This window comes from Burkholderia sp. BCC1977 (genome assembly GCF_905339595.1).
In the GTDB taxonomy this organism is placed as follows: Bacteria; Pseudomonadota; Gammaproteobacteria; order Burkholderiales; family Burkholderiaceae; genus Burkholderia.
On the sequence record NZ_CAJPGQ010000025.1, the window covers coordinates 1 to 21,847 of the forward strand.

The following is a 21,847-nucleotide window of genomic DNA, read 5'->3' on the forward strand; positions in this document are numbered from 1 at the left end:
CTCCGACGCGATCAGCTCGATGTGATCTTCCTGGCGGCGGTTCTCGTCCTGAATGGCAGTCCAGAGTTCCGGATCGACGTTGGCGACGGTGCTGGTAGTGCGATTGAACATGATGATTGATCAAAAGAGAGTGATGGATTGACCCTGGCAAGCCGGACTGGCCCGGCCCCGCGAAGCCGAGCGCCGGTCCGGCGCTCGATGACGTCGACAACCATGCCGCCCCGCGATGCCGGCTGAACGGTTATTCGGCATCGCCATTCCAGCAGACGCCAATGCGTTCAGATAGAAGGATTACGACAATCCGCTAGGACGCATCGCGCGGCGAGCCGGCAAAAAAAAATCGAAGGTCCGCATCGCTGCGGAACCTTCGACTGAACCTGCCGCTCCTGGAGAGTTCGTGCCTGCCCTTCGGCTTCCTGCAAATATCGGGGCCTAAACCGCGGAGAAACAGTTGTCGACGAACAGATGGGTGCCGTTGACGAAGCTCGATTCGTCAGACGCAAGGAACAGCGCGGCCGCGGCCACTTCCGACGGCTCGCACAGCCGGCCTTGCTGCACCGCGATGGCCGCTTCGGTCGCGTCCACACCCATCGCCTGCAGATCCCTCAGTTCCCGCATTCCGTGCGGCGTGCGGATGAACCCGGGCGCCAGCGCGTTGCAGCGGATGCCGCGGTCGCGGTATTCGACGGCGATCGCCCGCGCGAACATGTGGCATGCGCCCTTGGTCGCGTCGTACAGGACCTCGCCCGGCGTCGCGCAGACGGCCGAGATCGACGATGTGCAGACGATGCTGCCGCGTCCCTTTTCCAGCATCTGCGGGAGCACCGCCTTCGTCATCAGGAACATGCTCTTCACGTTCACGCCCATCAGCCAGTCCCATTCCGACTCCTCGATGTCGAGGAACGGTTTGACGATCAGCGTGCCCGCGTGATTGAACAGGATGTCCGCATTGCCGTATTGCTGGCGGGCCGCATCGACCGCCTTCTGCACGTCAGACTGCTTCGACACGTCGGCGCCGAGGCCGATCGCCTGCAAGCCCGCATCGCGCAGCCGCGACGCGAGCGTGTCGGCCGCATCGCCGTCGCGGTCGATGATCGCCACCTTCGCACCCTGCGCGGCGAACAGTTCCGATGCGGCGCCGCCGCATCCGCCCGCGCCGCCGCTCACGATGGCGACCTTGCCGGCCAGGCGCCCGTCAATCTTGGCATTCATGCGTCGTTCTCCAGTCTGGTTCGTTCGGACCGCTCAGCTGAACAGCGTCCGAAGATGATCGTTGAGGAAATGGCCTTCGGGGTCGACGCTGCGGCGCAGTTCGCGGAACGCCTCGGCCTTCGGGAACCAGCGGTCCACGTCGTCGCGGTTCGTGAAGTGCAGCTTGCCCCAGTGCGGACGCGAGCCGTAGTCGCGCAGGATGTCGTCGACGTCCTTCAGGAACGGCCAGTAGTCGACGCCGTTCGGGCCGCCCGAGCACGAGATGGTCACGCTGTCCTGGTGGTTGAACGGGCTGATCCACGCCGGATCGCCCTTCGTGAAGCGATACTCGACCGGGAAGATGCAGTCGCGATGCTTCGTGAGGATCAGGTCGCGCACGCGGCGCAGCGCTTCCTTGCCGTGTTCGGCGGGCACCGCGTATTCGAGTTCGTGGAAGTTCGCGACGTAGTGGATCGCGTAGACCTCGGAGCTGTACGCAATCTTCTCGTGCTCGCCTTCGAAGAACGTGCGTTCGTCGGTGAAGTCCATCACCTTGATTTCGCACACGTCGTAGTCCTTCTTCGAGTTCGACACCTTCGTGGTGTCGGGCAGGCAGTACAGGTGACGGCTCTCGGACGTCGGGCACCAGAAGAAACCGAAATGCCGGTGCCTCGCCGCGAGGTCGTCGTACTTGTCCATCAGCGCGTCGAAGTCCTCGCGCCACACGCGGTCGTGCAGCCAGAACGCGTCGGTCACCTGCAGCGTCAGCTCCGACACCACGCCGAACATGCCGATGTTCACCTGCGTCGCGTGCAGCAGGTCGAGGTCCTGCTGGTCGCTCACTTCCATGATCGAGCCGTCCGGGCGGACGAACCGCATCCCGACCACCTGCGACGACAGGTTGCCCAGCGTCGTCCCGGTGCCGTGCGTGCCGGTTGCGAGCGCACCGGCAATGGCCTGCGAATCGATGTCGCCCTGATTGACGAGCGAGAAGCCGATGTCCTTCAGATGGCGCGTCACCGCATTGATCCGCGTGCCGGCCTTCACCGTGACGCGCTTCTGCCGCTCGTCGACCGCGACGATGCCCTGGTAGTCCTTCAGCGACAGCAGCAGGCCGCTCGTCGCGACGACCGGTGTGAACGAGTGTCCCGATCCTGCGCATCGGACGTTCTTGCCCTGGCGCGTCGCGGCCTGCACCAGTTCGGCAATCTCCGCCTCGCTGGTCGGCGATGCCATGTGCGCGGTGACGCACGACTGATTGCCTACCCAGTTCCGCCAGAATCCGCCACGTGGGAGTTCCATCAACGTCTCTCCAGAAGTGCGCCGGCCGTACCGCGCCGGCAGCCGTGTTCGGTTCGGCCGGCAACGAAGCGGGAGGGTCCCGGCGCCGGCGCGATGCGTCGTGTACATGCCAAAGGTATTGCGCCGGCCGGCTTTTCACTATCGGATTTCGGCAAGCGAGGGTTTTCTCGGGGAATCGGGCCGCCGGGGTTTTTGACCGGCGCGTGCAGCCGCTACAATGCGTCGATCCGGCCCGCCCCTTCCCGACTCCGATGACGCCGTCCGCCGATCCGAGCGATGTCCCTGGCGCCCCGCCGTTCGCACGAACGGTGGCGTTCTGCGCGTTCACCGACGTGGAGGAACAGGCGCGGATCTTCGACGGCTGGGCTCTCAACTACACGCAGATCTCGGGCGGCCTGTTTCATGGCTCGTCGTCCATCGTGTCGCTCGGCGGCATCCGGCTGCTGGTCGAAGACCTCGACAAGGTGATCCTGCAGCAGGGCGCGGTGCCGCCGGACCGCATCGCGGTGGCCGTGCCGCTGGAGCTCGAAGGCCATGCCCGCATGTGCGGCGAAAAGAGCGGCCGCGACAGCCTGCACGTATTCTCGAGCCAGCCCGCGTTCGAGTTCTATTCGCCCGACCGGCACGTGCTCGTGAACGTCGAGATCGAACCCGGCAAGCTGGCGACGGAAGCGATGCGCACGCTCGCCGCGTCGCTGCGCGCGCGCACCTTCGCCCCGCTGATCCCGATGACGGCCCAGGTCGCGGACCGCCTGCGCGACCTGCTGCGCCACACGATGGCCGCGGCCGTGAAGACCACACCGATCGAGGACGTGACGACGCAGGCGCGGATCGAACTGCTCGAGCGGACCGTGCTGTATGCGATTTCCGAAGCGATGACGGTGCCCGCGCCGGACGCGGACGCCCTCGCGACGCGGCCGACGAAATACTGGTCGCTCGTCAACGCGGTGCAGGAGCGGCTGCAGGATGCGTCGACGTGTCCGCTGTCGATCGCCGAACTGTGCGTGCAGCTCGGCATCAGCCGGCGTACCGCGCAATACGCGTTCAACGACACGCTCAACCTGAATCCGATCGCGTACCTGCGCGCCGTCCGGCTGAATCACGTGCGCCGCGAGTTGCGGCTCGGCGGGTCCGTGACGTCGGCCGCGACGAAGTGGGGCTTCTGGCACCTGAGCAGTTTTGCGCAGGACTACCGTGCAATGTTCGGCGAATTGCCGTCGGCGACGGCGAGGCGCTACGCGCACCGGGACAACTGAACGTCGATCGTGCGCGATGCGTGGCACGGATACGCGTCGGCAGTGTTCGTCCCGGAGAACATCCGTGAAGCACGCCGCGGCCGAACACGCGCCGCGGCAGGTTGAAGGCAGGTCGCAACCGCGAATCGGCGTTCGGCAACGACACGCGTCCGTCGTCGCGGCCGATCGTCGTGCCGGGCAGGCGGCTCGTCCCGAACGGATTCACGTTGAAGTACCCACGCAGCGCCTGCTGCGTGAGGCTCGACGGCAGCGATCGCGAATCGGGCACGTGACGCGAGGGGAACGGGGAAATCGCGTGAGCGAGCGGCAGCGCCACCGCTCACGCGACGGCGTGCGGCAGCGTCGCACGCCGTCCTTCGGATACTCGATTCAGCGATCAGCGCCCGCCGCCCGGCAGCGCGATATCGATCAGCACCGGATCGTGGTCCGACGAACGATACGCATCCGGCGCGTAGTACGTCTTCTGCTGCTCGGCCGACTTGTACGCGAGCGTGTACTGCAGCGCGAGCGGCTCGTCCGCGTTGATGTGCCATTCGTGCACGGCCTTCACGTGCGAGGCGAGCGGCAGCGACGCGAGCGCGTGATCGAGGTAGCCGGCTTCGCCGTTGTACACGTAGCTGTACGCGTTCGCGCCGATCCAGCGCGACACGAGGTTGCGGTAGCCGCGCGCTTCGAGCAGGCGAATCGGGTCTTCATGCGTGTAGCTGTTGAAGTCGCCGATCAGCAGCGTGCCCTGCCCCGCGACGCCCGTCGGCGTGCCGGCCAGCCAGTCGGCCAGCTTCGCGGCCGCGCGCGTGCGCGTCGGGTTCCAGCAGCCCTGGCCGTCACCCTGGTCGAGGTCGTCGTTGGCCGCGTCCGGGCAGTTCTTCGACTTCAGGTGGTTGACCGCGATCGTCAGCGCCTGCTTGCCGCCGATCCGGCGGAACGACTGCGCGAGCGGCTGGCGGTTCTTCTCGTCGATCGCGAGCGTCGACGCGCGGCCGACGGGTTCGACCGCGCGGCTGTCGTAGATCATCGCGACCGCGATCGCGTCGCCGCCGAGGCGCGACGCGCCCGGATCGACGACGCGCCAGTTGCTGCCGAGCTTCGCCGCGAGCTGGCGCACCGCGCTCAGTTCGCCGTAGCCGTTGTTCTGGACTTCCATCAGGCCGATCACGTCGGCGTCGAGCGCCTTCAGCGCGCTGACGATCTTCGCCTCCTGGCGCTGGAATTCCTGGTAGTTCTTCGCGCCGCGGTTGTTCGGATCGTCGAAGCCGCCGCCGAGACCGTTGCCGTTGAAGTAGTTGAGGACATTGAACGACGCGACGCGCAGGTTCGATTTCGGATCGCGTGCCGGTGCGTTGGTGCGCGGGTTCGAACGCGTGTCGAACGTCGGCGCGGCCGCGCCGGGCAGCGGCTGCACGCGCCATGCGCCGTACCGCACTTCGAGCACGCCTTCGACGTTGCGCACGGTGTAGCCCGAGCGCAGCGTGTTCGCGGCCGACAGTTCCGGCGCCGGATACGGCACGGTCGCCGGGTTCTGCTTGTTCGAGCCGTCGTCGAGAACCAGCCGGTTGCGTGCGTTCGCATCGATCTGCGTCTGCGCCTGCGACGGCGGCACCACGCTCGTCGGCGTGCGCAGGCGGCCGTTGCTCAGCATCACGCTGCCGTAGCGGCCGAGCTCGTAGTTTTCGGTGACGGTGAGCGTCTGCGGCAGGCGCACCCGCATCCCTTCATACGCGGCGAACGTGCCCGGGTTGTCGACCGGCAGCGTGAGCGTCGCCGGCGTGACCGTCTGGCTGTTCGCGCACACCGCGATCGCGCCCGACAGCGTGAGCTGCGTCTGCCCGTATTTTTCCTCGACCTTGCCGGTCACGTGCACGAGATCGCCAGCCTTCGCGCGCGCTTTCGGCGCATAGACGAACAGGCCTTCGGACACGCCCGGCTGGTTGCGGCGCTGCGCGTCGGCCTGCTGGACGAAGAAGCCGCCGAAGCCGTCCGTGCCGCCGAAATCGGCGGTGACGACCGCTTCGATCGACACGTTCTGGCCGGCGAGCGGCGACGGCGCGCCCGGCCCCTGGATGTCGGCGATCGGCGTCGTGCTGCCGCCGCAATTCGGGCTGACGGGGGCGGCGGTGGCGGCCAGGGCCGGCGCGGCAAGCGTGGGCAGCAGCAATAGCGGGGCAAACAGGCGGATTGTCGAGCGCATGACGGGAAATCCCGGTTGTGAGGGTGGCGAAAGCTTAGCGGCGCTCGGTGACAGTTTTTAGTAACCAAGTGACAGACGGATGTAATTTTCGGCATCGCCTCGCGCTGGGGATCGACCGCGCGCCCGCGGTCGGAAAGCGGGAAATCGTCTGACCAACAATCGCCCCTGTCGCGACGATTTCCCGTTGCCGGCCTCGCCCGCCGGCCGCGACGCTAAACCGTCCCCGGCAACGCGCTCGACACGAGCAGCGCCGCCACCATCAGCACGCCGGCGAGCACGACCGCCTCGATCCGCAGCACCGCGCCGAACCGGCGCAATGCGACGGCGGGGATCGCAACGGCCGGATCCTTCAGCGCGGCCAGCAGCTTCGGCATCCCGAAGAACCGGTTGTGTCCGCCGAGCGCCGCCGCGATCAGCACGAGCGCGAGCTTGAGCAGCAGGATCTGTCCGTACGTCGACGTGAACAGGTTGTTCGGCGTATCGACACCGCGCCACCCGTTGTACGCACCGGTCGCGAACAGCACGGCCAGTGCGACCGTCGACGCATCGGAAAGCGCCTGCACGAACGACGCGCCGGTCGTGCGCTCGCTCGCGGGCATCCCGGCGAATCGCGACATCACGCCGAACGCCGTCACGAACACGAGACCGACCCACGCGCTGATCGCCAGCAGATGCAGCCAGTCGACCCACACCGGCACGCTGAAGAGCCCCGCATCGACCGGATGCCCGCCGTTGCTGCGCGCCAGCGCGACGCCCGCGAGCGCGGCCCACAGCGCGAACGGAAAGCGCGTATCGGTCGCGCGCCGCAGGAACGACAGCAGCACGATGACGGCCATGAACACGGCGCCGGCCAACCACGCATGACCGAACCCGGTGCCGGCCAGCATCGAGCGAACGGCCGGCCCCGCGTCGAGCAGCGAGGTCTCGCTCATCAACGCGCAGTGCGCCCAGAACGCCGTGATGCTCGCGAACAGCGACACGACCGACGCGGCGCGCAACGTCGCGACGAGCCGCCGCGCGACGTCGCGCCGCCACGCCGACGCGCCGCCTGCGAGCCAGTGACTGCCGAGCAACGCGCCGACGACGACGGCGAACCCGGCGTTCTGGATCGCCACCGCCGCCAGCCGCAGCATGCCGACGAAGCCTTCGTTCACCCTTTCACCTTGAACGTATAGGTGCCCTTGGTGCGATGCGCGTCGGCGGTCATCGCCGTCCACTGCACGGTGTACGCGCCCGGCGCGAGCGTCGGCAGCGCGACGGTCATCACGCGCGGCGCCGCCGGATCGACCTTCGCCTTGTCGTGCGCGACGGGCTTGCCGCTCGCGTCCGACACCTTCACCGAACTGAAGGTCGGCTCGAGGTCTTCGTTGAACGCGAGCCGCAACGTGTCGGGGGCGGTGTCGACCGTGCTGCCGGTCGCGGGCGTCGCGCTTTCCAGCTTGCCGTGCGCCGACGCGGCAACCGGCGCGGCGGCGATCAGCGCGCCGGCCGCGACGCAGCGGACGAAGCGCGTGAGTGTCGTGATCTTCGTATGCATGGTCATGCCCGCCATCAAGGCTTGCGCAGTTCGACGACGGTCAACGCACCGCCCACGTCCTCGGCGACGAAATCGATCTTGTCGCCCGTCTTGACCTGCGACAGCATCGCCGGATCCTTGACCTTGAACACCATCGTCATCGCCTCCATCCCGAGGTTTTCCAGCGGGCCGTGCTTGATCGTCAGCTTGCCCGCGGCCGGGTCGACCTTGCGGATCTCGCCGTGCGACATCGCGCTCGCCGCGGCGACGCCCTGCTTCGTGCCGCCGCCCATGTCCATGCCCGCCATGTCGCCAGCCGCATACGCCGCGGCCGACAACGCCAGCGCGCAACCCGTTGCAATCGAAACCAGTTCCTTCTTCATCGTGCGTGCTCCATCCAGAGTGGGTGAAATGAAACCGGCGGCCGCATCGTCACGGCCGCCGCGTGCTGCCTGTCGCTCAGCCGTCCGGCAATTCGCCGGTGTATTCGTAGGCGACGGTGCCCTTCGGATGCCGGAACCAGCCCGGATCGCGATAGTCGTTGCGGCCGAGCCCCTGCCGGACCTTCAGCACCGTGAACATGCCGCCCATTTCCAGCGGCCCGAACGGGCCGGTGCCCGTCATCATCGGCAGCGTGTTGTCGGGCAGCGGCATCTCCATGCCGCCCATCGCGCCGCCGGTGCTGCCCATCGCCATGTAGTCGGGCACGAGCTTGCCGATGCGCGTCGCGAGATCCTTCTGCGGCACGCCGATCAGGTTCGGCACCTGGTGGCCCATCGCATTCATCGTGTGATGCGACTTGTGGCAATGGAACGCCCAGTCGCCGGGGCGATCGGCGGTGAACTCGATCGCGCGCATCTGGCCGACCGCGACGTCGGCCGTCACCTCCGGCCAGCGCGCCGCCGGCGGAATCCAGCCGCCGTCGGTGCCGGCGACCTCGAAGCTGAAGCCGTGCAGGTGGATCGGATGGTTCGTCATCGTCAGGTTGCCGAAACGAATCCGCACGCGGTCGCCCGCGCGCACCGGCAGCGGGTCGATACCCGGGAACACGCGCGAGTTGAACGTCCACATGTTGAAGTCCGTCATCTCGTTCACGCGCGGCGTGTAGCTGCCCGGATCGATGTCGTATGCGGAGAGCAGGAACACGAAGTCGCGATCGACCGGCATCGTCGCGCGATCCTTCGGGTGCACGATGAACATGCCCATCATCCCCATCGCCATCTGCACCATCTCGTCGGCGTGCGGGTGATACATGAACGTGCCGTGCGACTCCAGCTGGAACTCGTAGACGAAGGTCTTGCCGGGCGGGATATGCGGCTGGGTGAGGCCGCCGACGCCGTCCATCCCGTTGGGCAGCCGCAGTCCGTGCCAGTGGATCGTCGTGTGCTCGGGCAGCCGGTTCGTCACGAAGATCCGGACCTTGTCGCCTTCGACGGCCTCGATCGTCGGGCCCGGCGACTGGCCGTTGTAACCCCACAGGTTCGCGTTCATCCCGGGCGCCATCTCGCGCACGACGGGCTCGGCCGTCAGGTGGAACTCCTTCCAGCCGTTCTTCATCCGCCACGGCAGCGTCCAGCCGTTCAGCGTCGCGACGGGCGTGTACGGGCGGCCGTTGGGCGGCACGAGCGGCGGCTGCGTGCCGGCCTTCGCCATCGTGGGCGCTTCGGGCAACGACGCGGCGCCGGCCTTGCTGACCATCGCCGCACCGAGCAGCGCGGCGCCCGAGCCGCTGAGAAATTGTCGACGGGACACCATGTCAATGACCTTCCGGATGCGTTGCGGGCGCCGGTTGCGCCACGGGTGAGGAAGCCGGCTGCGACGCAGCGTCGGTCGTGGATGCGGCGGGAGCGTCCGCGTGCGGCGTTGGCTGCGTTGGCTGCGTTGGCTGCGTTGGCTGCGTTGGCTGCGTTGCCTGCGCCGACTGCACCGTCGGCAGCCGACCGCCGACCGCCATCTGCAGATCGGTCTCGGCGAGCCAGTAGTCCTTCAGCGCATCGATATAGCCGTTGACCGAACCGACCTGTTCGCGCGCATCGGCCAGCAGCTCGAACACGCTCGCGAGCATCCCGTTGTAGCGCAGCAGCAGCTCGTCCGAGATCGTCTTGCGCAGCGGCACGACTTCGTCGCGATAGTGTTTCGCGACGTCGTAGCTCGACGTGTAGGCCGCATACGATTCGCGCACTTCCGAGCGCGCGTCGATGGCCGTCTGCGCGAGCCGGTTCGCCGACTGCATGTAGACCGCCTCGGCCCGCGCGACCTTCGCGCCGCCCCAGTCGAACAGCGGAATCTCGACGCTGATCTCGTAGCCGTGCTCGTGCCCCTTGTCGGTCTCGTAGTTGTTCACGTAGCCGAGATCGACCGCATTGACGAAGCGTGTGGCCTTGCTGAGCCCGAGCGACGACGCGACGCCCTGCGTCCGCAGCTTCGCGGCCTGGATGTCGAGGCGGTTGCTCATCGCATGGCGTTCGAGGTCGGGCAGGTCGGGACGCGCCTTCGGCAGGTCGGGCAAGCGCTCGGGCAACGAATACTGCATGCGCTCGCCCCACAGCCCCATCGCACGCGTGAGCTTCTCGCGCGCGGCCACCGCCTGTTGCTGCGCCTTCGCCTGCTGCGCGACCGCGTCCGCATGGAACGCCTGCTCGCGTGCGTAGTCGAGCCGGCTGAAGTTGCCGGCCTGGCGCATGCGCTGCGCGAGTTCGGCGGCCGCGCTCGCGGCGTCGCGTACCTGCCGCGCATAGTTCGCGGCCTGTTCGGCGGCGACGGCTTCGACATACGCACGGCGCGCGTCGGCCGCGACCTTCAGCATCGCGTCGGCCGTCTCGAGCTTGGTCTGCTCGAAGCGACGACGTTCGATGTTCGTCGCGAGCGGCAGCGTCAGCAGCGCGAACACGTTGGCCGAGAGCGTGCGGCCGAGGCTCAGTTCGCCGTCGCCGGCCCGCGTGCGGCTGAACGAGAAGCGCGGGTTCGGCAGCCGGCCGGCCTGCACGAGGTCGGCCTCCGACAGCCCGAGTTCCGCGTACGACGCCTGCAGGCCCCGGTTGTTCAGCAGCGCGAGCTGCACCGCGTCGTCCATCGACAGCGGTGTCGCGAGCAATTCCTTGGTCCGCTTGTCCACGGCTTCGCGGTCGGCGTCGGTCCTGACGACGACGGCGTCCTTCCCGATGCGCTCGGAGGCGGCAGACGACACGGCGTCGAAGCCGCCGTCCTTCGAGAACGTCGTGCAGCCGGCGAGGAATGCCAGCACGAGCACGGTCGCGCCGAACCGCGGTGAAATCGCAAGTTTCGTCATTGCGCGGCCCCTCCGTGCATCGAATGGGCAGCGCCGCCCGCCGGGTTTCCGGGCTGCGCGTGTCCGGTCGTGGCTCCCTTCGCGGGTCGCGCCATCACGTCCCGGTTCAGTTGCTTCCAGCCCGGGCCCGCGTCGTCGCGATACGGCACGTAGCCGTCGAACGCGGACGTCACCGTGACGTCCGGCACCGACGCGGCCGCATCGGCCGGATCGGGAAAGGCGGTTTGCGCGGGCGCGAGCGACGGCACGAGGCTCGCCGCGCCAAGCAGCGCCGCAATGATCAATCGCATGAGTGTTTCTCGTCGTGAGTCGTGCGGCGGACGTCGATCGACCGTCGGCACGGTTTGCGGATCGCGGCCGGTGGCCGCGGGCAGGAGCTAGACGGGAAGCCGGCGCGGCGGCCGTTCGATGCCGCCGGTCAGGAACGACACGACGACGGTCGACGGCGCGAACGAGACGATCGCGACGCCGAGGTCCGACGCAGCGGACACCGCGGGCACCTCCGCCATGCCCGTACCGAAACAGCAGGTGCTGCAGGCGGAACAAGACGTGGCGTGCCGTGCGTGGTTGTCACGCTCATGCTGTTCGCCGTGCGCGCGCTGCATCGCATGCGACGCAGCCGGGCCATCGGCGCTCGCCCCAGCCTCCGCATGCGGCATCGCGGCGACCGCGCCCGCGCACGGCATCGACACGGTCGCGAACGACTGGATCGGCAGGCTCAGCGCCAGCAGCACGACGAGGATGAATTTGCGCCAGTACGACATGGATGCGGAATCAGGCAGACAATGACCGGATGAACGGGAGCGGTGCCGCGACGGCGCGCTCCGGACACAAGACGGCCGCAGCTTATCGCCGCCGCCGTGACGACGACATGGCCGAAACATGACCGGATTTTCATGAAGCGCGGGCAACGCATCGCCAGCCCGCTTCATGACAATTCCGTCATCCGCCGGTCATCTTTCGCGCACGCGCGGCGCCGTAAGCTCACGCGTTACACTGACCGGCTGGAATCACCCACAGCCTGCACCACCATGCGGATACTGATAGTCGAAGACGAACCCAAGATGGCGTCGTACCTCCGCAAGGGGCTGACGGAGGCGAGCTACACGGTCGACGTGGCCGGGAACGGCCAGGACGGGCTGTTCCTCGCGCTGCACGAGGATTTCGATCTCGTCGTGCTCGACGTGATGCTGCCGGAGCTGGACGGCTTCGAGGTGCTGCGGCGGCTGCGTGCGCAGAAGCAGACGCCGGTGCTGCTGCTGACGGCCCGGGAAGCGATCGAGGACAAGGTCACGGGGCTCGAACTGGGTGCCGACGACTACCTGCTCAAGCCGTTCGCCTATGCGGAGTTCCTGGCCCGCATCCGTTCGCTGCTGCGACGCGCGCCGCGCAATGCGCGCGAGATCCTGCAGGTCGCCGATCTCGAAGTCGACCTGATCAAGCGCCGCGTGCGGCGCGCCGACACCCGCATCGACCTGACCGCGCAGGAGTTCGCGCTGCTGCAGCTGCTCGCGGAACGCGAGGGCGAGGTGCTGACGCGCACCTTCATCACGTCGCAGATCTGGGACATGAATTTCGACAGCGACACGAACGTCGTCGATGCGGCGATCAAGCGCCTGCGCGCGAAGATCGACAACGCGTACGAGAAGAAGCTGATCCACACGATCCGCGGGATGGGCTACGTGCTCGAGGATCGCGCGTGACCGGCGGCCCCGCACCCTATTCGCTGCTCCGGCGCCTGACGCTCGCGTTCGCGGCCGTGGCCGCGCTCGTGTTCGCGCTGACCGGCGCGTACCTGTATCGTTCGCTGTCCGCCGAATTGACCCGGCGCGACGACATCGAGATCGCCGGCAAGCTCAACCAGTTCCTGCAGCTCGCGCACGCGAGCGGCTCGACCGCCGCCTTGCGCGCCGATCCGGCCGTCTTCCATGAAGTGCTGCTGTCGCATCCGGGTGTCTATCTCGGCATCTACGACGGCGCGAACCGCCCGCTCGTCGAACACACCGACGAAGCCGGCCACACGCTCGCATCGGCGATCGCGCGACCGCAGCCGGCCGGGGCATCGGCCGCGGCCGCCGGCCCGTTCACCTGCGCGCCGCCCGGCATCGGCACGTCGCGCTGCGTCCGTGCGCACGCCACGCTGCCGTCGGGCGAAACCATCCAGGTCGCGCTGGCGCGCACGGCGGCCGATCGCCAGTCGCTGCTGGAAAGCTATCGCGTCGACATCTGGCTCGCGGCCGCCCTCGGCGCGCTGCTGGTCGGCGCGCTCGGCTACGCGGTCGCGTCCCGCGGCCTGCGTCCGGTCGAAAGCCTCGGCCGGCAGACGTCGCGTATCGAGGCGCACAACCTCAATGCGCGTCTCGATGCGCGCGGCGGCCCGGTCGAGCTGCGCGAGCTCGCCACGTCGGTCAACCGGATGCTCGACCGGCTCGAGCGCGCGTTCGTGCGGCTGTCGCAGTTCTCGTCCGATCTCGCGCATGACATGCGCACGCCGCTCGCGAACGTGATCAGCTCGTCGCAGGTCACGCTGTCGCGTGCCCGCACCACCGAGGAATACGAAGCGCTGATCGATTCGAACATCGAGGAATGCGAACGGCTGCAGCGGATGATCGAGAACATGCTGTTTCTCGCACGCACGGACAATGCGCGGCAGCATCTGAAGACCGCCGAGCTCGACGCCGGCAACGAACTGCGCCGGCTCGCGTCGTATTTCCAGGCGCTGGCCGACGAGGCCGGCGTGCGCCTCGACGTGCGCGGCGAAGCCACGGTCGTCGCGGACGCGACGCTGTTCCGCCGCGCCGTCAGCAATCTCGCGTCGAACGCGCTCGAACACGCGGAAGCCGGATCGACGATCGAGCTGGCCGTCTCGACCCGGCCCGGTTACGCGGTCGTCGAAGTCACGAACCGCGGCGTGGCGATTCCGCCCGAACAGATCGAGCGGATCTTCGAGCGCTTCTACCGGATCGATTCGTCGCGGCACGGCGCGGCGCGCAACGCGGGGCTCGGGCTCGCGATCGTCAAGTCGATCGTCGAACTGCACCGCGGCAAGGTCGAGGTCGTGAGCCGCGACGGACGGACGACCTTCGCGCTCCACTTCCCGGCCCGCGGTTCGTGACACGCGGATGACGCCGCCGCGCGTGCATGCCGATTGCTTCCCGGAATTGCGTGCGCATCCCTCATAAGGTGGCTTGGCCTCCTGAATGAACCCATATGATCGCCCGAGCTTGCCGAAAGCAGCCGGCTCGGCTAGACTGCCCTTCGTCTTTGGGGAGTAGCCTGCTTTCCATCCCCGGAAAGCGAACGCGTCAACACACTCGGCCTGCGGCCGTGGCGCGTTCGGCCGAATCGGTCTGGCGAGACCATCGACGCATCGCGTCGTTCCTGGTCGGACGTCGGCAGATGCGTCATGGTTCGTCCACGTCCGACCACGGAGTCCCCATGTTCCTCCCTGCTTCCCGCTCGCGTTTCGCCCCTGTCCGCACACCTGCCTGCGGAGGTGCCGCATGACGTTGATGCTCGTCGAACTGGCGTTCATGCTGATCGTCATCCTGGTCGCCGCCGAACTCTTCACGAATGCGCTCGAACATCTCGGCGAACGGCTGAAGATTTCCGAAGGCGTGACGGGGTCGCTGTTCGCGGCCGTCGGCACCGCGCTGCCCGAAACGATGGTGCCGCTGCTCGCGCTCGCGGGCGGCACGTCGAACGCGGCGGTGAACGAGGAAATCGGCGTCGGCGCGATTCTCGGCGCGCCGCTGATGCTCGCGACGCTGACGACCTTCCTGATGACGCTCGCCGTGATCCGCTCGCGCGGACTGACCGGCACGATCGCGCCCGAGCGAACCGGCTTCGTGCGCGACCTGAACTACTTCATCGCCGCATTCGCGCTCGCCACCGTCGCGATGTTCGTCCCGCATCACGCGTGGGCGGTCCGCGCGGGGCTCGCCGCGATGCTGGTCGGCATCTACGTGATGTACGTCGTGATGACGTTCCGCGCGTCGACGCAGCTCGTCGATGCCGGGCACGGCACCGAAGCGCCGCACGCGATGTTCCTGTCGCGCGTCGGGTTGCCGACCAACCTGGCGACCATCGCGCTGCAGCTCGCGCTCGGCGTCGCGCTGCTCGTCGGCGGGGCGAAGGGCTTCATTCACGGCGTCGAAGGCGTGTCGCAGCTGCTCGGCATCTCCGCGCTGCTGCTGTCGCTGATCATCGTGCCGATCGCGACGGAATTGCCGGAGAAGGTCAACAGCGTGCTGTGGATCCGCCGCAAGAAGGACACGCTCGCGTTCGGCAACATCACCGGCGCGATGGTGTTCCAGGGCACGCTGCTGCCGGCGATCGGCATCATGCTGACGCCGTGGGAGCCGCGCCCCGAAGTGCTGACCGGCGTGGTCATCACGCTCGCGGCGGCGGTCTGGCTGCGCGTCAATGCCCGCGCACGCGGGCTCGCGATCTGGGCGTTGCTGGCGAACGGGGCCGGGTATGTCGGCTATCTGGTCGTGACGCTGACGCGCTGAATGCGCGGATCGGGCGCGTCGTCCGACCGGCGCACGTGCCCGAACGCGGCCGCGGCAACCGCGCGGCGCCTGGCGACGCGCGAGGCGGGCGGCCACGCCGCCCGCCGTCCCGCCCTTACGACGCCTTCACGAGCTTGACGATCGTCAGCGTGCCGTCGACGTTCTCGACGCGGACCTTCACCTTGTCGCCCGCGTGAACCTCGGCGAGCATGGCCGCGTCCTTCGCCTTGAACGCCATCGTCATCGGCGGCATCCCGACGTTCTCGAGCGCGCCGTGCTTGAGCGTGATCTTGCCGCTCGCGGCATCGACCTTCTTCACTTCGGCATCGGTCAGCGCGGCATTTGACTCGGCCGCGCCGCCCGACGACATCTTCATGCCGGACATCTTCATGCCGGACATCTTCATCCCGGACATGTCCATGCCCGACATGTCGCCCGCGGCAAGCGCGGGTACGGCGAACGCGCCGGTCGCGAGCACGGCGGCGGCAGCGGCAATCAATTGATTCATCTTCATCGGGATTCTCCAGTGGGGGTGGACGGCACGTTCATGCCGTGAGGAACTGCATCGGAATGCCGCTGACGGCTCGCGCTGCGCGCGCGACGGCGCTGCAGCAAAAGCCATGCGGCGGGAATGACGAACATCGACAGCAGCGGCGCGGTGACCATGCCGCCGACCATCGGCGCGGCGATCCGCTGCATCACTTCGGAGCCGGCGCCGTGACCGACCATGATCGGCACGAGGCCGGCCAGCACGACGGCGACCGTCATCGCTTTCGGCCGCACGCGCAGCACCGCGCCTTCGCGAATCGCGTCGAGCAGCACGGCGTCGGTCAGCGGCGCGCCGGCGTCGAGGCGGCGCTGCAGCGCGCCTTTCAGGTACAGCAGCATCACGACGCCGAACTCGGCGGCCACGCCCGCCAGCGCGATGAAGCCCACCGACGTCGCGACCGACACCGCGTGACCCAGCGCCCAGACGAGCCAGAAGCCGCCGACCAGCGCGAACGGCACCGTCGACATCAGCAGCAGCGCATCGGCCGCGGAGCCGAACGTGACGAACAGCAGCACGAAGATCACGACGAGCGTCACCGGCACCACGGTGCGCAGCGTCGCCGCCGCGCGTTCGAGATACTCGAACTGCCCGGACCATGCGATCGAATAGCCGGGCGGCAACGCGACCTGCCGCGCGACCGCCTGCTGCATCGCACGGACTGCCGTGCTCAGGTCGGTGCCGCGCATGTCGACGTACACGTAGCCGGACAGCCGCGCGTTCTCGCTGCGGATCATCGGCGGCCCGTCGGCGATCGTGACGCGCGCGACGTCGCCGAGACGGATCTGCGCGCCGCGCGCGGTGACGACCGGCAGTTGCCGCAGGTTCTCGAGCGAATCGCGGATCTCGCGCGGATAGCGGATGTTGATCGGAAACCGCTCGCGCCCCGCGATCACTTCGCCGACATCCTCGCCGCCGACCGCCGACGACACCACCGACTGGATATCGGCCACCGACAGCCCGTAGCGCGCGGCCGCGAGCCGGTCGATGTCGACGTCGATGTAGCGGCCGCCGTTCAGCCGCTCCGCGAACGCGGACGTAACGCCCGGCACGTGTTTCACCGCCGCCGCGACCTGCGTCGCGATCGCGTCGATCCCCGTCAGGTCCGGCCCGGAAATCTTCACGCCGACCGGCGTCTTGATGCCGGTGGACAACATGTCGAGCCGGTTCCGGATCGGCGGCACCCACACGTTCGACAGGCCCGGCACCTTCACCGTGCGATCGAGTTCGTCGACGAGCTTCTCCGGCGTCATCCCCGGCCGCCATGCGCTGCGCGGCTTGAAGCGGATCGTCGTTTCGAACATCTCGAGCGGCGCGGGATCGGTCGCCGTATCCGCGCGCCCCGACTTGCCGAACACCGTGTCGACCTCGGGCACGGTCTTGATCAGCCGGTCGGTCTGCTGCAGCAGCTCGCTCGCCTTGTCGGCCGAGATGCCCGGCAGCGCGGTCGGCATGTACAGCAGGTCGCCTTCGTCGAGCGGCGGCATGAACTCGCCGCCGAGCCGCGACAACGGCACGACGGTCAGCACGAGCGCGACGATTGCAACGCCGATCGCGACCCACGGGCGCCGCAGCGTCGCTTCGAGCAACGGCCGGTAGACCCGGATCAGCACGCGGCTGATCGGGTTCGCGTGCTCGGGCGGAATGCGGCCGCGCACGAGATACCCCATCAGTACCGGCACCAGCGTCACCGACAGCCCGGCCGCGGCGGCGATCGTGTAGGTCTTCGTGAACGCGAGCGGCGCGAACAGCTTGCCCTCCTGCCCCTCCAGCGAAAACACCGGAATGAACGACAGCGTGATGATCAGCAGCGAGAAGAACAGCGCGGGGCCCACTTCCGCGGCGGACGCCGCGACGAGTTCCCAGCGACGCGCGGCCGTGATCGGCTCGCCGGGATGCGCGTGGCCGTATGCCTCCAGATGCTTGTGCGCGTTCTCGATCATCACGATCGCCGCGTCGATCATCGCGCCGATCGCGATCGCGATACCGCCCAGCGACATCAGGTTCGCGTTCACCCCCTGATAGCGCATCACGATGAACGCGGCCAGCACGCCGAGCGGCAGCGACAGGATCGCGACGAACGCGCTGCGCAGGTGGAACAGGAACACCGCACAGACGAGCCCGACGATCACGAACTCCTCGATCAGCTTGTCCCGGAGGTTGTCCACCGCGCGCTCGATCAATTGCGAGCGGTCGTAGGTCGTGACGATCTCGACGCCGGGCGGCAGCGAACGCTTCAGGTCGGCCAGCTTCGCCTTCACCGCGTCGATCGTCGTCAGCGCGTTCTTGCCCGAACGCATCACGACGACACCGCCCGTTACCTCGCCCTGACCGTTCAGCTCCGCGATCCCGCGCCGCATCGCCGGGCCGACCTGGATGCGCGCGACGTCGCCGAGCAGCACCGGCGTGCCCGCGTCGTCGGTGCGCAGCACCACGTGCCGGAAATCGTCGAGCGTGTGCAGGTAGCCGGACGAACGCACCATGTACTCCGACTCGGCCAGCTCGACGACGGAGCCGCCCGATGCCTGGTTCGCCTTGCCGAGCGCGTCCGCGACCGCCGCCTGCGTGATCCCGTACGCACGCAGCTTGTCCGGATCGAGCACGACCTGGTACTGGCGCACCATGCCGCCGATGCTCGCGACTTCCGATACGTCCGGCACGGCCTTCAGCTCGAACTTCAGGAACCAGTCGTTGAGCGCGCGCAGTTGCCCGAGGTCGTGACGGCCGGTGCGGTCGACGAGCGCGTACTCGTACACCCAGCCGACCCCGGTCGCATCCGGCCCGAGCGACACGGTCGCGCCCGCGGGCAGGCGGCTCTGCACCTGGCTCAGGTATTCGAGCACACGCGAACGCGCCCAGTACGGGTCGGTGCGGTCGTCGAACAGCACGTAGACGAACGCGTCGCCAAACGACGAGTACGCGCGGACGGTTTTCGCGCCCGGCACGCCGAGCAGCGTCGTCGTCAGCGGATAGGTGACCTGGTCCTCGACGACCTGCGGCGCCTTGCCCGGATACGACGCCTTGACGATCACCTGGGTGTCCGACAGGTCGGGCAGCGCGTCGAGCGGCGTCTGCCGAAGCGAATGAACGCCCCACGCCGCGATCAGCACGGTGGCGAGCAGCACCAGGAAGCGGTTGCGGACGGACCAGCGAATCACGTGGGCGATCATCGCGCACCTCCCTGCGGCTCGACCTTCGTCAGCCGGTAGCCGTCGTCGCTCTGCACGAACGCGAAACGCACGGTCTGGCCTGGCTTCACGCCGGGGAACGCGTGCGCCGACGGCTTGCCGAACGCCATCGTCATCGCCCCCCAGCCGAGCGCGGGCACCGGCTGATGCGAGAACGTGATGTCGTCGTCGGTCACCTTCTCGACCTTGCCGGTGGTTTCGTACACCGGCGCGGCCGCGGCGGTGGGCGCGTCAGCCGCGCTGGCGCCGGCCGCGCGTTCCAGACGCGGCAGCACGCTTTTCAGGCTCGCTTCCGAATCGATCAGGAACTGCCCCGATGCGACGACCGTATCGCCTTCGCTCAACCCGTCGAGTACTTCCGTGTCGCCGCCGACGTCGTTGCCCACCGTCACCGACACCGGCTGGAGCCGGCCGTCGCCGGTCTTCACGATGACGATCGTGCGCTTGCCGGTCGCGATCACCGCTTCGGATGGCACGAGCAGGCGCGACACCGTCTTCCGCGCGGCGACATGCACGCGCATCAGCATGCCGGGCGTGAGCCTGAGCGCCGCGTTGTCGATCTCCACGCGCGCCTGCAGCGTGCGGCTGCCCGTGCTGATGCCGGGCAGCACTTCGCGGATGCGGCCGGTGAAGTGCCGCGCCGGGTCGCCCGAGAACGTCGCATCGACCGACATCCCCGGCTGCACGTTCAGCGCCAGCGCTTCCGGCACCTCGACGATGAGCCAGAGCGTCGACAGCCCGGCGATCTTCGCGAGCGTCTGCCCCGGCGCGACCATCGCGCCGTCCCGCACGTTCAGCTCGCTGACGACGCCGGTTTCCGGCGCGCTCAGCACGAAGTGCGTCTGCGCGCGGCCGGTGCGATCGAGGGTTGCGATCGTCCCGTCGGGAATCGACAGCGCGCGCATCCGTGCGCGCGACGCCTCGAGCAGGTTGCCGTCCATTCCACCGCGCTTGAGCGCGAGATATTCCTCCTGCGGCGCGAGCCACTCCGGCACGAACAGCGAGGCGATCGGCGCGCCCTTCTCGATGCGCTGCATCGGCGCCCGCGCGTAAAGCCGGTCGATGTAGCCGGTGACGCGCGACTGCACGACGTCCGCACGCGCTTCGTCGAATTGCGTCGTGCCGACCGCATCGAAGCCGTCCGCCGTCTGTTGCCGGCGCACGGTTGCATAGCGGATGCCGAGGTTCTGCTGCAGGCCCGGATCGATCCGGATGCCCGGTGCGCCGCCGCCTTCGTTCGCATAGACGGGCTGCAGCTGCATGTCCATGAACGGCGACTTCCCCGGTTTGTCGAAATGCTGGTTCGGCACCATCGGGTCGTGCCAGTACAGCACCTTGCGTCCTGCCTGCGGATCGGGCGCGCCTGCCGCCGTTCCCGCACCGCCCGATGCGTGGCGCATGCCCGCGACATAGCCCGCGCCGAGCAGCGCCGCGCCGGCGAAGGCCAGCAGCGCCGCGCGCGCCAGTGATTGCTTCGTCATGAGGTTCTCCTTCACTGCGCGGCGGCCATCGTCGACGGCACGACCTGATATTCGAGCTGCGCCCAGGTCCGCGACACGTCGCGCCCGAGATCGAGCACCTGCAACTGCGCGTCCAGTTGCGCGCGCCGGGCGGCAAACGTGTCCGCGAGCGAACCGGTGCCGGCCCGGTAGGCGGCCGCGGCGAGCTGCACGCGTTGCTCGGCGGCCGGCAACAGCGCTGCGCGCAGGTTCGCGATGCGTTCGCGGCCGCTTGCCAGCGTCTCGGATTGCGTGCGGATATCGGCCTGCACCTGGCGCAGCGTGTCCTCGTACATCAGGCGCGCCTTCGTCGCGAGCGCGGCCTTTTCGGCGACGTCGCGGTTCTGCCGGTTCTTGCGGTTCAGCGGCAACGGGATCGTGACGCCGACGGACACCATGTTCGAATACGCGCCGCCGCGCTGCTGGTACGCGATCTCCCACGTCCAGTTCGGGCTGCGCTCGCTGTCGGCCACCGCGGTGTCGGCTTCGGCGACCGCGATGTCGTCCGCGGCCGCGACGAGCGACGGTTGCGACACGCGCAGTTCGTCCGGCGGCAACGACGACACGAAGGATTCGGGTGCGGGCGGCGTACCCGTCACGTCCGTGACGGGCGCGGCCGTCCAGCGGCCGAGCGCGATGAGTGCGGTGCGATACGCCTGCTGCGCGTCGAGCACCTGATCCTGGGTTTGCGCCAGCATCGCGCGCGCCTGGACGACCTCGCCCGCGCTCGCCTTCGCGCCGCGATACGACGCCTGCGTCGCATCGAGTTCATGCTGCATGTGATCGAGCAGCGCCCGGCGAAGCGCGAGCGCCTGCTTCGCATAGGCGGCGTCGAGCCAGGCCGTCGCGGTCCGCTCGCGCACCGTGGCAAGCTGCACGAGATAGTCCGCGCGTTCGCGGCCGACCTGCTCGTCGGCCAACGCCGAACGCAGCCGCCGCTTGTCCGCGGACACCCATTCCTGCGCGATGCCGATGCGGCGCGCCGTCATGAAGTCCTGGCCGATGGTGAAGCGCTGCCCGCCGTTGACCGGCAGGTTGTCGATGCCGGCCTTGAGCATCGGGTCCGGCAGCTGGCCGGCCCTGACGGCCGCTTCGGAGCGGGCGCGCACCGACGCCTGTGCGGCCTGCATCGACGCGGAACGATCGGTGGCGGACTGCAGCGCGGCGTCCAGCGTGACCGGCGACTGCTGCGCATGGACGGCGCCCGCCGCCAGCAGCGCGGCCCACAGGACGGGCGCGCGCCGACACGCACGCCGCGTTCGCGGCGTGCAGAAATCGAATGACATGGTGTAACCCCAAGTCGGAACCCAAATGGATTCCACGTCCTGAGCACAGGACGAACCTCACCGCCGAGGCG

At 68.4% G+C, this 21,847-nt stretch carries 18 protein-coding genes and 1 riboswitch; of the genes, 4 read left to right on the plus strand and 14 right to left on the minus strand.

Going from position 1 to position 21,847, the window contains the following annotated elements; genetic code table 11:
• Nucleotides 1-432: 432 nt before the first annotated feature.
• Both U5771_RS20715 and U5771_RS20720 read right to left on the minus strand, forming a co-directional pair.
• A complete protein-coding gene (locus tag U5771_RS20715) occupies nt 433-1,212 on the minus strand; it encodes an SDR family NAD(P)-dependent oxidoreductase (RefSeq protein ID WP_322025699.1) in 780 nt (259 codons plus the stop codon).
• Nucleotides 1,213-1,245: 33 nt separating this feature from the next.
• Nucleotides 1,246-2,493: a D-arabinono-1,4-lactone oxidase gene (locus tag U5771_RS20720; RefSeq protein ID WP_322025700.1), complete on the minus strand. Its 1,248-nt coding sequence runs from the start codon at nt 2,491-2,493 to the stop codon at nt 1,246-1,248.
• 251 nt (nt 2,494-2,744) lie between these two features.
• On the opposite strand from U5771_RS20720, the gene U5771_RS20725 reads away from it, so the two are divergent.
• A complete protein-coding gene (locus U5771_RS20725) occupies nt 2,745-3,749 on the plus strand; it encodes a helix-turn-helix domain-containing protein (RefSeq protein WP_322025701.1) in 1,005 nt (334 codons plus the stop codon).
• A gap of 376 nt (nt 3,750-4,125) precedes the next feature.
• On the opposite strand, the gene U5771_RS20730 is transcribed toward U5771_RS20725, so the two are convergent.
• From U5771_RS20730 to U5771_RS20765, 8 genes are all read right to left on the minus strand, one after another.
• A complete protein-coding gene (locus tag U5771_RS20730; RefSeq protein ID WP_322025702.1) occupies nt 4,126-5,937 on the minus strand; it encodes an ExeM/NucH family extracellular endonuclease in 1,812 nt (603 codons plus the stop codon).
• Nucleotides 5,938-6,149: 212 nt separating this feature from the next.
• Entirely contained in the window at nt 6,150-7,091 is a 942-nt protein-coding gene (locus U5771_RS20735) for a CopD family protein (protein WP_322025703.1), read from the minus strand.
• Complete coding sequence (gene copC, locus U5771_RS20740; RefSeq protein WP_322025704.1) at nt 7,088-7,474, minus strand: copper homeostasis periplasmic binding protein CopC; 387 nt, start codon at nt 7,472-7,474, stop codon at nt 7,088-7,090. The genes U5771_RS20735 and copC overlap by 4 nt, the downstream gene beginning before the upstream one ends.
• A gap of 14 nt (nt 7,475-7,488) precedes the next feature.
• On the minus strand, nt 7,489-7,836 hold the full coding sequence (locus U5771_RS20745; RefSeq protein ID WP_322025705.1) for a copper-binding protein: 348 nt from the start codon (nt 7,834-7,836) through the stop codon (nt 7,489-7,491).
• A 76-nt stretch (nt 7,837-7,912) separates the two neighbouring features.
• The gene (locus U5771_RS20750) at nt 7,913-9,208 is read right to left on the minus strand and encodes a copper oxidase (protein WP_322025706.1); all 1,296 of its coding nucleotides are present in this window, start codon (nt 9,206-9,208) and stop codon (nt 7,913-7,915) included.
• A 1-nt stretch (nt 9,209) separates the two neighbouring features.
• Entirely contained in the window at nt 9,210-10,742 is a 1,533-nt protein-coding gene (locus U5771_RS20755; RefSeq protein ID WP_322025707.1) for a TolC family protein, read from the minus strand.
• Complete coding sequence (locus tag U5771_RS20760; RefSeq protein WP_322025708.1) at nt 10,739-11,032, minus strand: hypothetical protein; 294 nt, start codon at nt 11,030-11,032, stop codon at nt 10,739-10,741. Before U5771_RS20760 ends, U5771_RS20755 begins: the two co-directional genes overlap by 4 nt.
• A gap of 87 nt (nt 11,033-11,119) precedes the next feature.
• The gene (locus tag U5771_RS20765; RefSeq protein WP_322025709.1) at nt 11,120-11,506 is read right to left on the minus strand and encodes a hypothetical protein; all 387 of its coding nucleotides are present in this window, start codon (nt 11,504-11,506) and stop codon (nt 11,120-11,122) included.
• 267 nt (nt 11,507-11,773) lie between these two features.
• Between U5771_RS20765 and U5771_RS20770 the strand changes: the two genes are divergently transcribed.
• The 3 genes from U5771_RS20770 to U5771_RS20780 all read left to right on the plus strand — a co-directional run bounded on the left by U5771_RS20770 (nt 11,774) and on the right by U5771_RS20780 (nt 15,256).
• Nucleotides 11,774-12,445 (plus strand): heavy metal response regulator transcription factor, encoded by a 672-nt coding sequence (locus U5771_RS20770; protein ID WP_322025710.1) that lies wholly within the window; start codon nt 11,774-11,776, stop codon nt 12,443-12,445.
• Nucleotides 12,442-13,857 (plus strand): heavy metal sensor histidine kinase, encoded by a 1,416-nt coding sequence (locus U5771_RS20775; protein WP_322025711.1) that lies wholly within the window; start codon nt 12,442-12,444, stop codon nt 13,855-13,857. The genes U5771_RS20770 and U5771_RS20775 overlap by 4 nt, the downstream gene beginning before the upstream one ends.
• 139 nt (nt 13,858-13,996) lie before the next feature.
• A riboswitch (yybP-ykoY riboswitch) is annotated at nt 13,997-14,172 on the plus strand.
• 73 nt (nt 14,173-14,245) lie between these two features.
• Nucleotides 14,246-15,256, plus strand: coding sequence for a sodium:calcium antiporter (locus U5771_RS20780; protein ID WP_322025712.1), 1,011 nt, complete (start codon nt 14,246-14,248; stop codon nt 15,254-15,256).
• A 115-nt stretch (nt 15,257-15,371) separates the two neighbouring features.
• Here U5771_RS20780 and U5771_RS20785 read toward each other — a convergent pair whose 3' ends face one another.
• From U5771_RS20785 to U5771_RS20800, 4 genes are read right to left on the minus strand one after another with little or no spacing between them, the layout of a single operon-like run.
• Nucleotides 15,372-15,770, minus strand: a complete 399-nt coding sequence (locus tag U5771_RS20785) for a copper-binding protein (RefSeq protein ID WP_322025713.1) — start codon at nt 15,768-15,770, stop codon at nt 15,372-15,374.
• On the minus strand, nt 15,767-18,973 hold the full coding sequence (locus tag U5771_RS20790) for an efflux RND transporter permease subunit (protein WP_322025714.1): 3,207 nt from the start codon (nt 18,971-18,973) through the stop codon (nt 15,767-15,769). Before U5771_RS20790 ends, U5771_RS20785 begins: the two co-directional genes overlap by 4 nt.
• Nucleotides 18,970-20,472: an efflux RND transporter periplasmic adaptor subunit gene (locus tag U5771_RS20795; protein ID WP_322025715.1), complete on the minus strand. Its 1,503-nt coding sequence runs from the start codon at nt 20,470-20,472 to the stop codon at nt 18,970-18,972. The genes U5771_RS20790 and U5771_RS20795 overlap by 4 nt, the downstream gene beginning before the upstream one ends.
• Nucleotides 20,473-20,483: 11 nt before the next feature.
• Nucleotides 20,484-21,776 carry a TolC family protein gene (locus U5771_RS20800; protein WP_322025716.1) on the minus strand — a complete coding sequence of 431 codons (1,293 nt, stop codon included), beginning with the start codon at nt 21,774-21,776 and terminating at the stop codon, nt 20,484-20,486.
• Nucleotides 21,777-21,847: the final 71 nt, after the last annotated feature.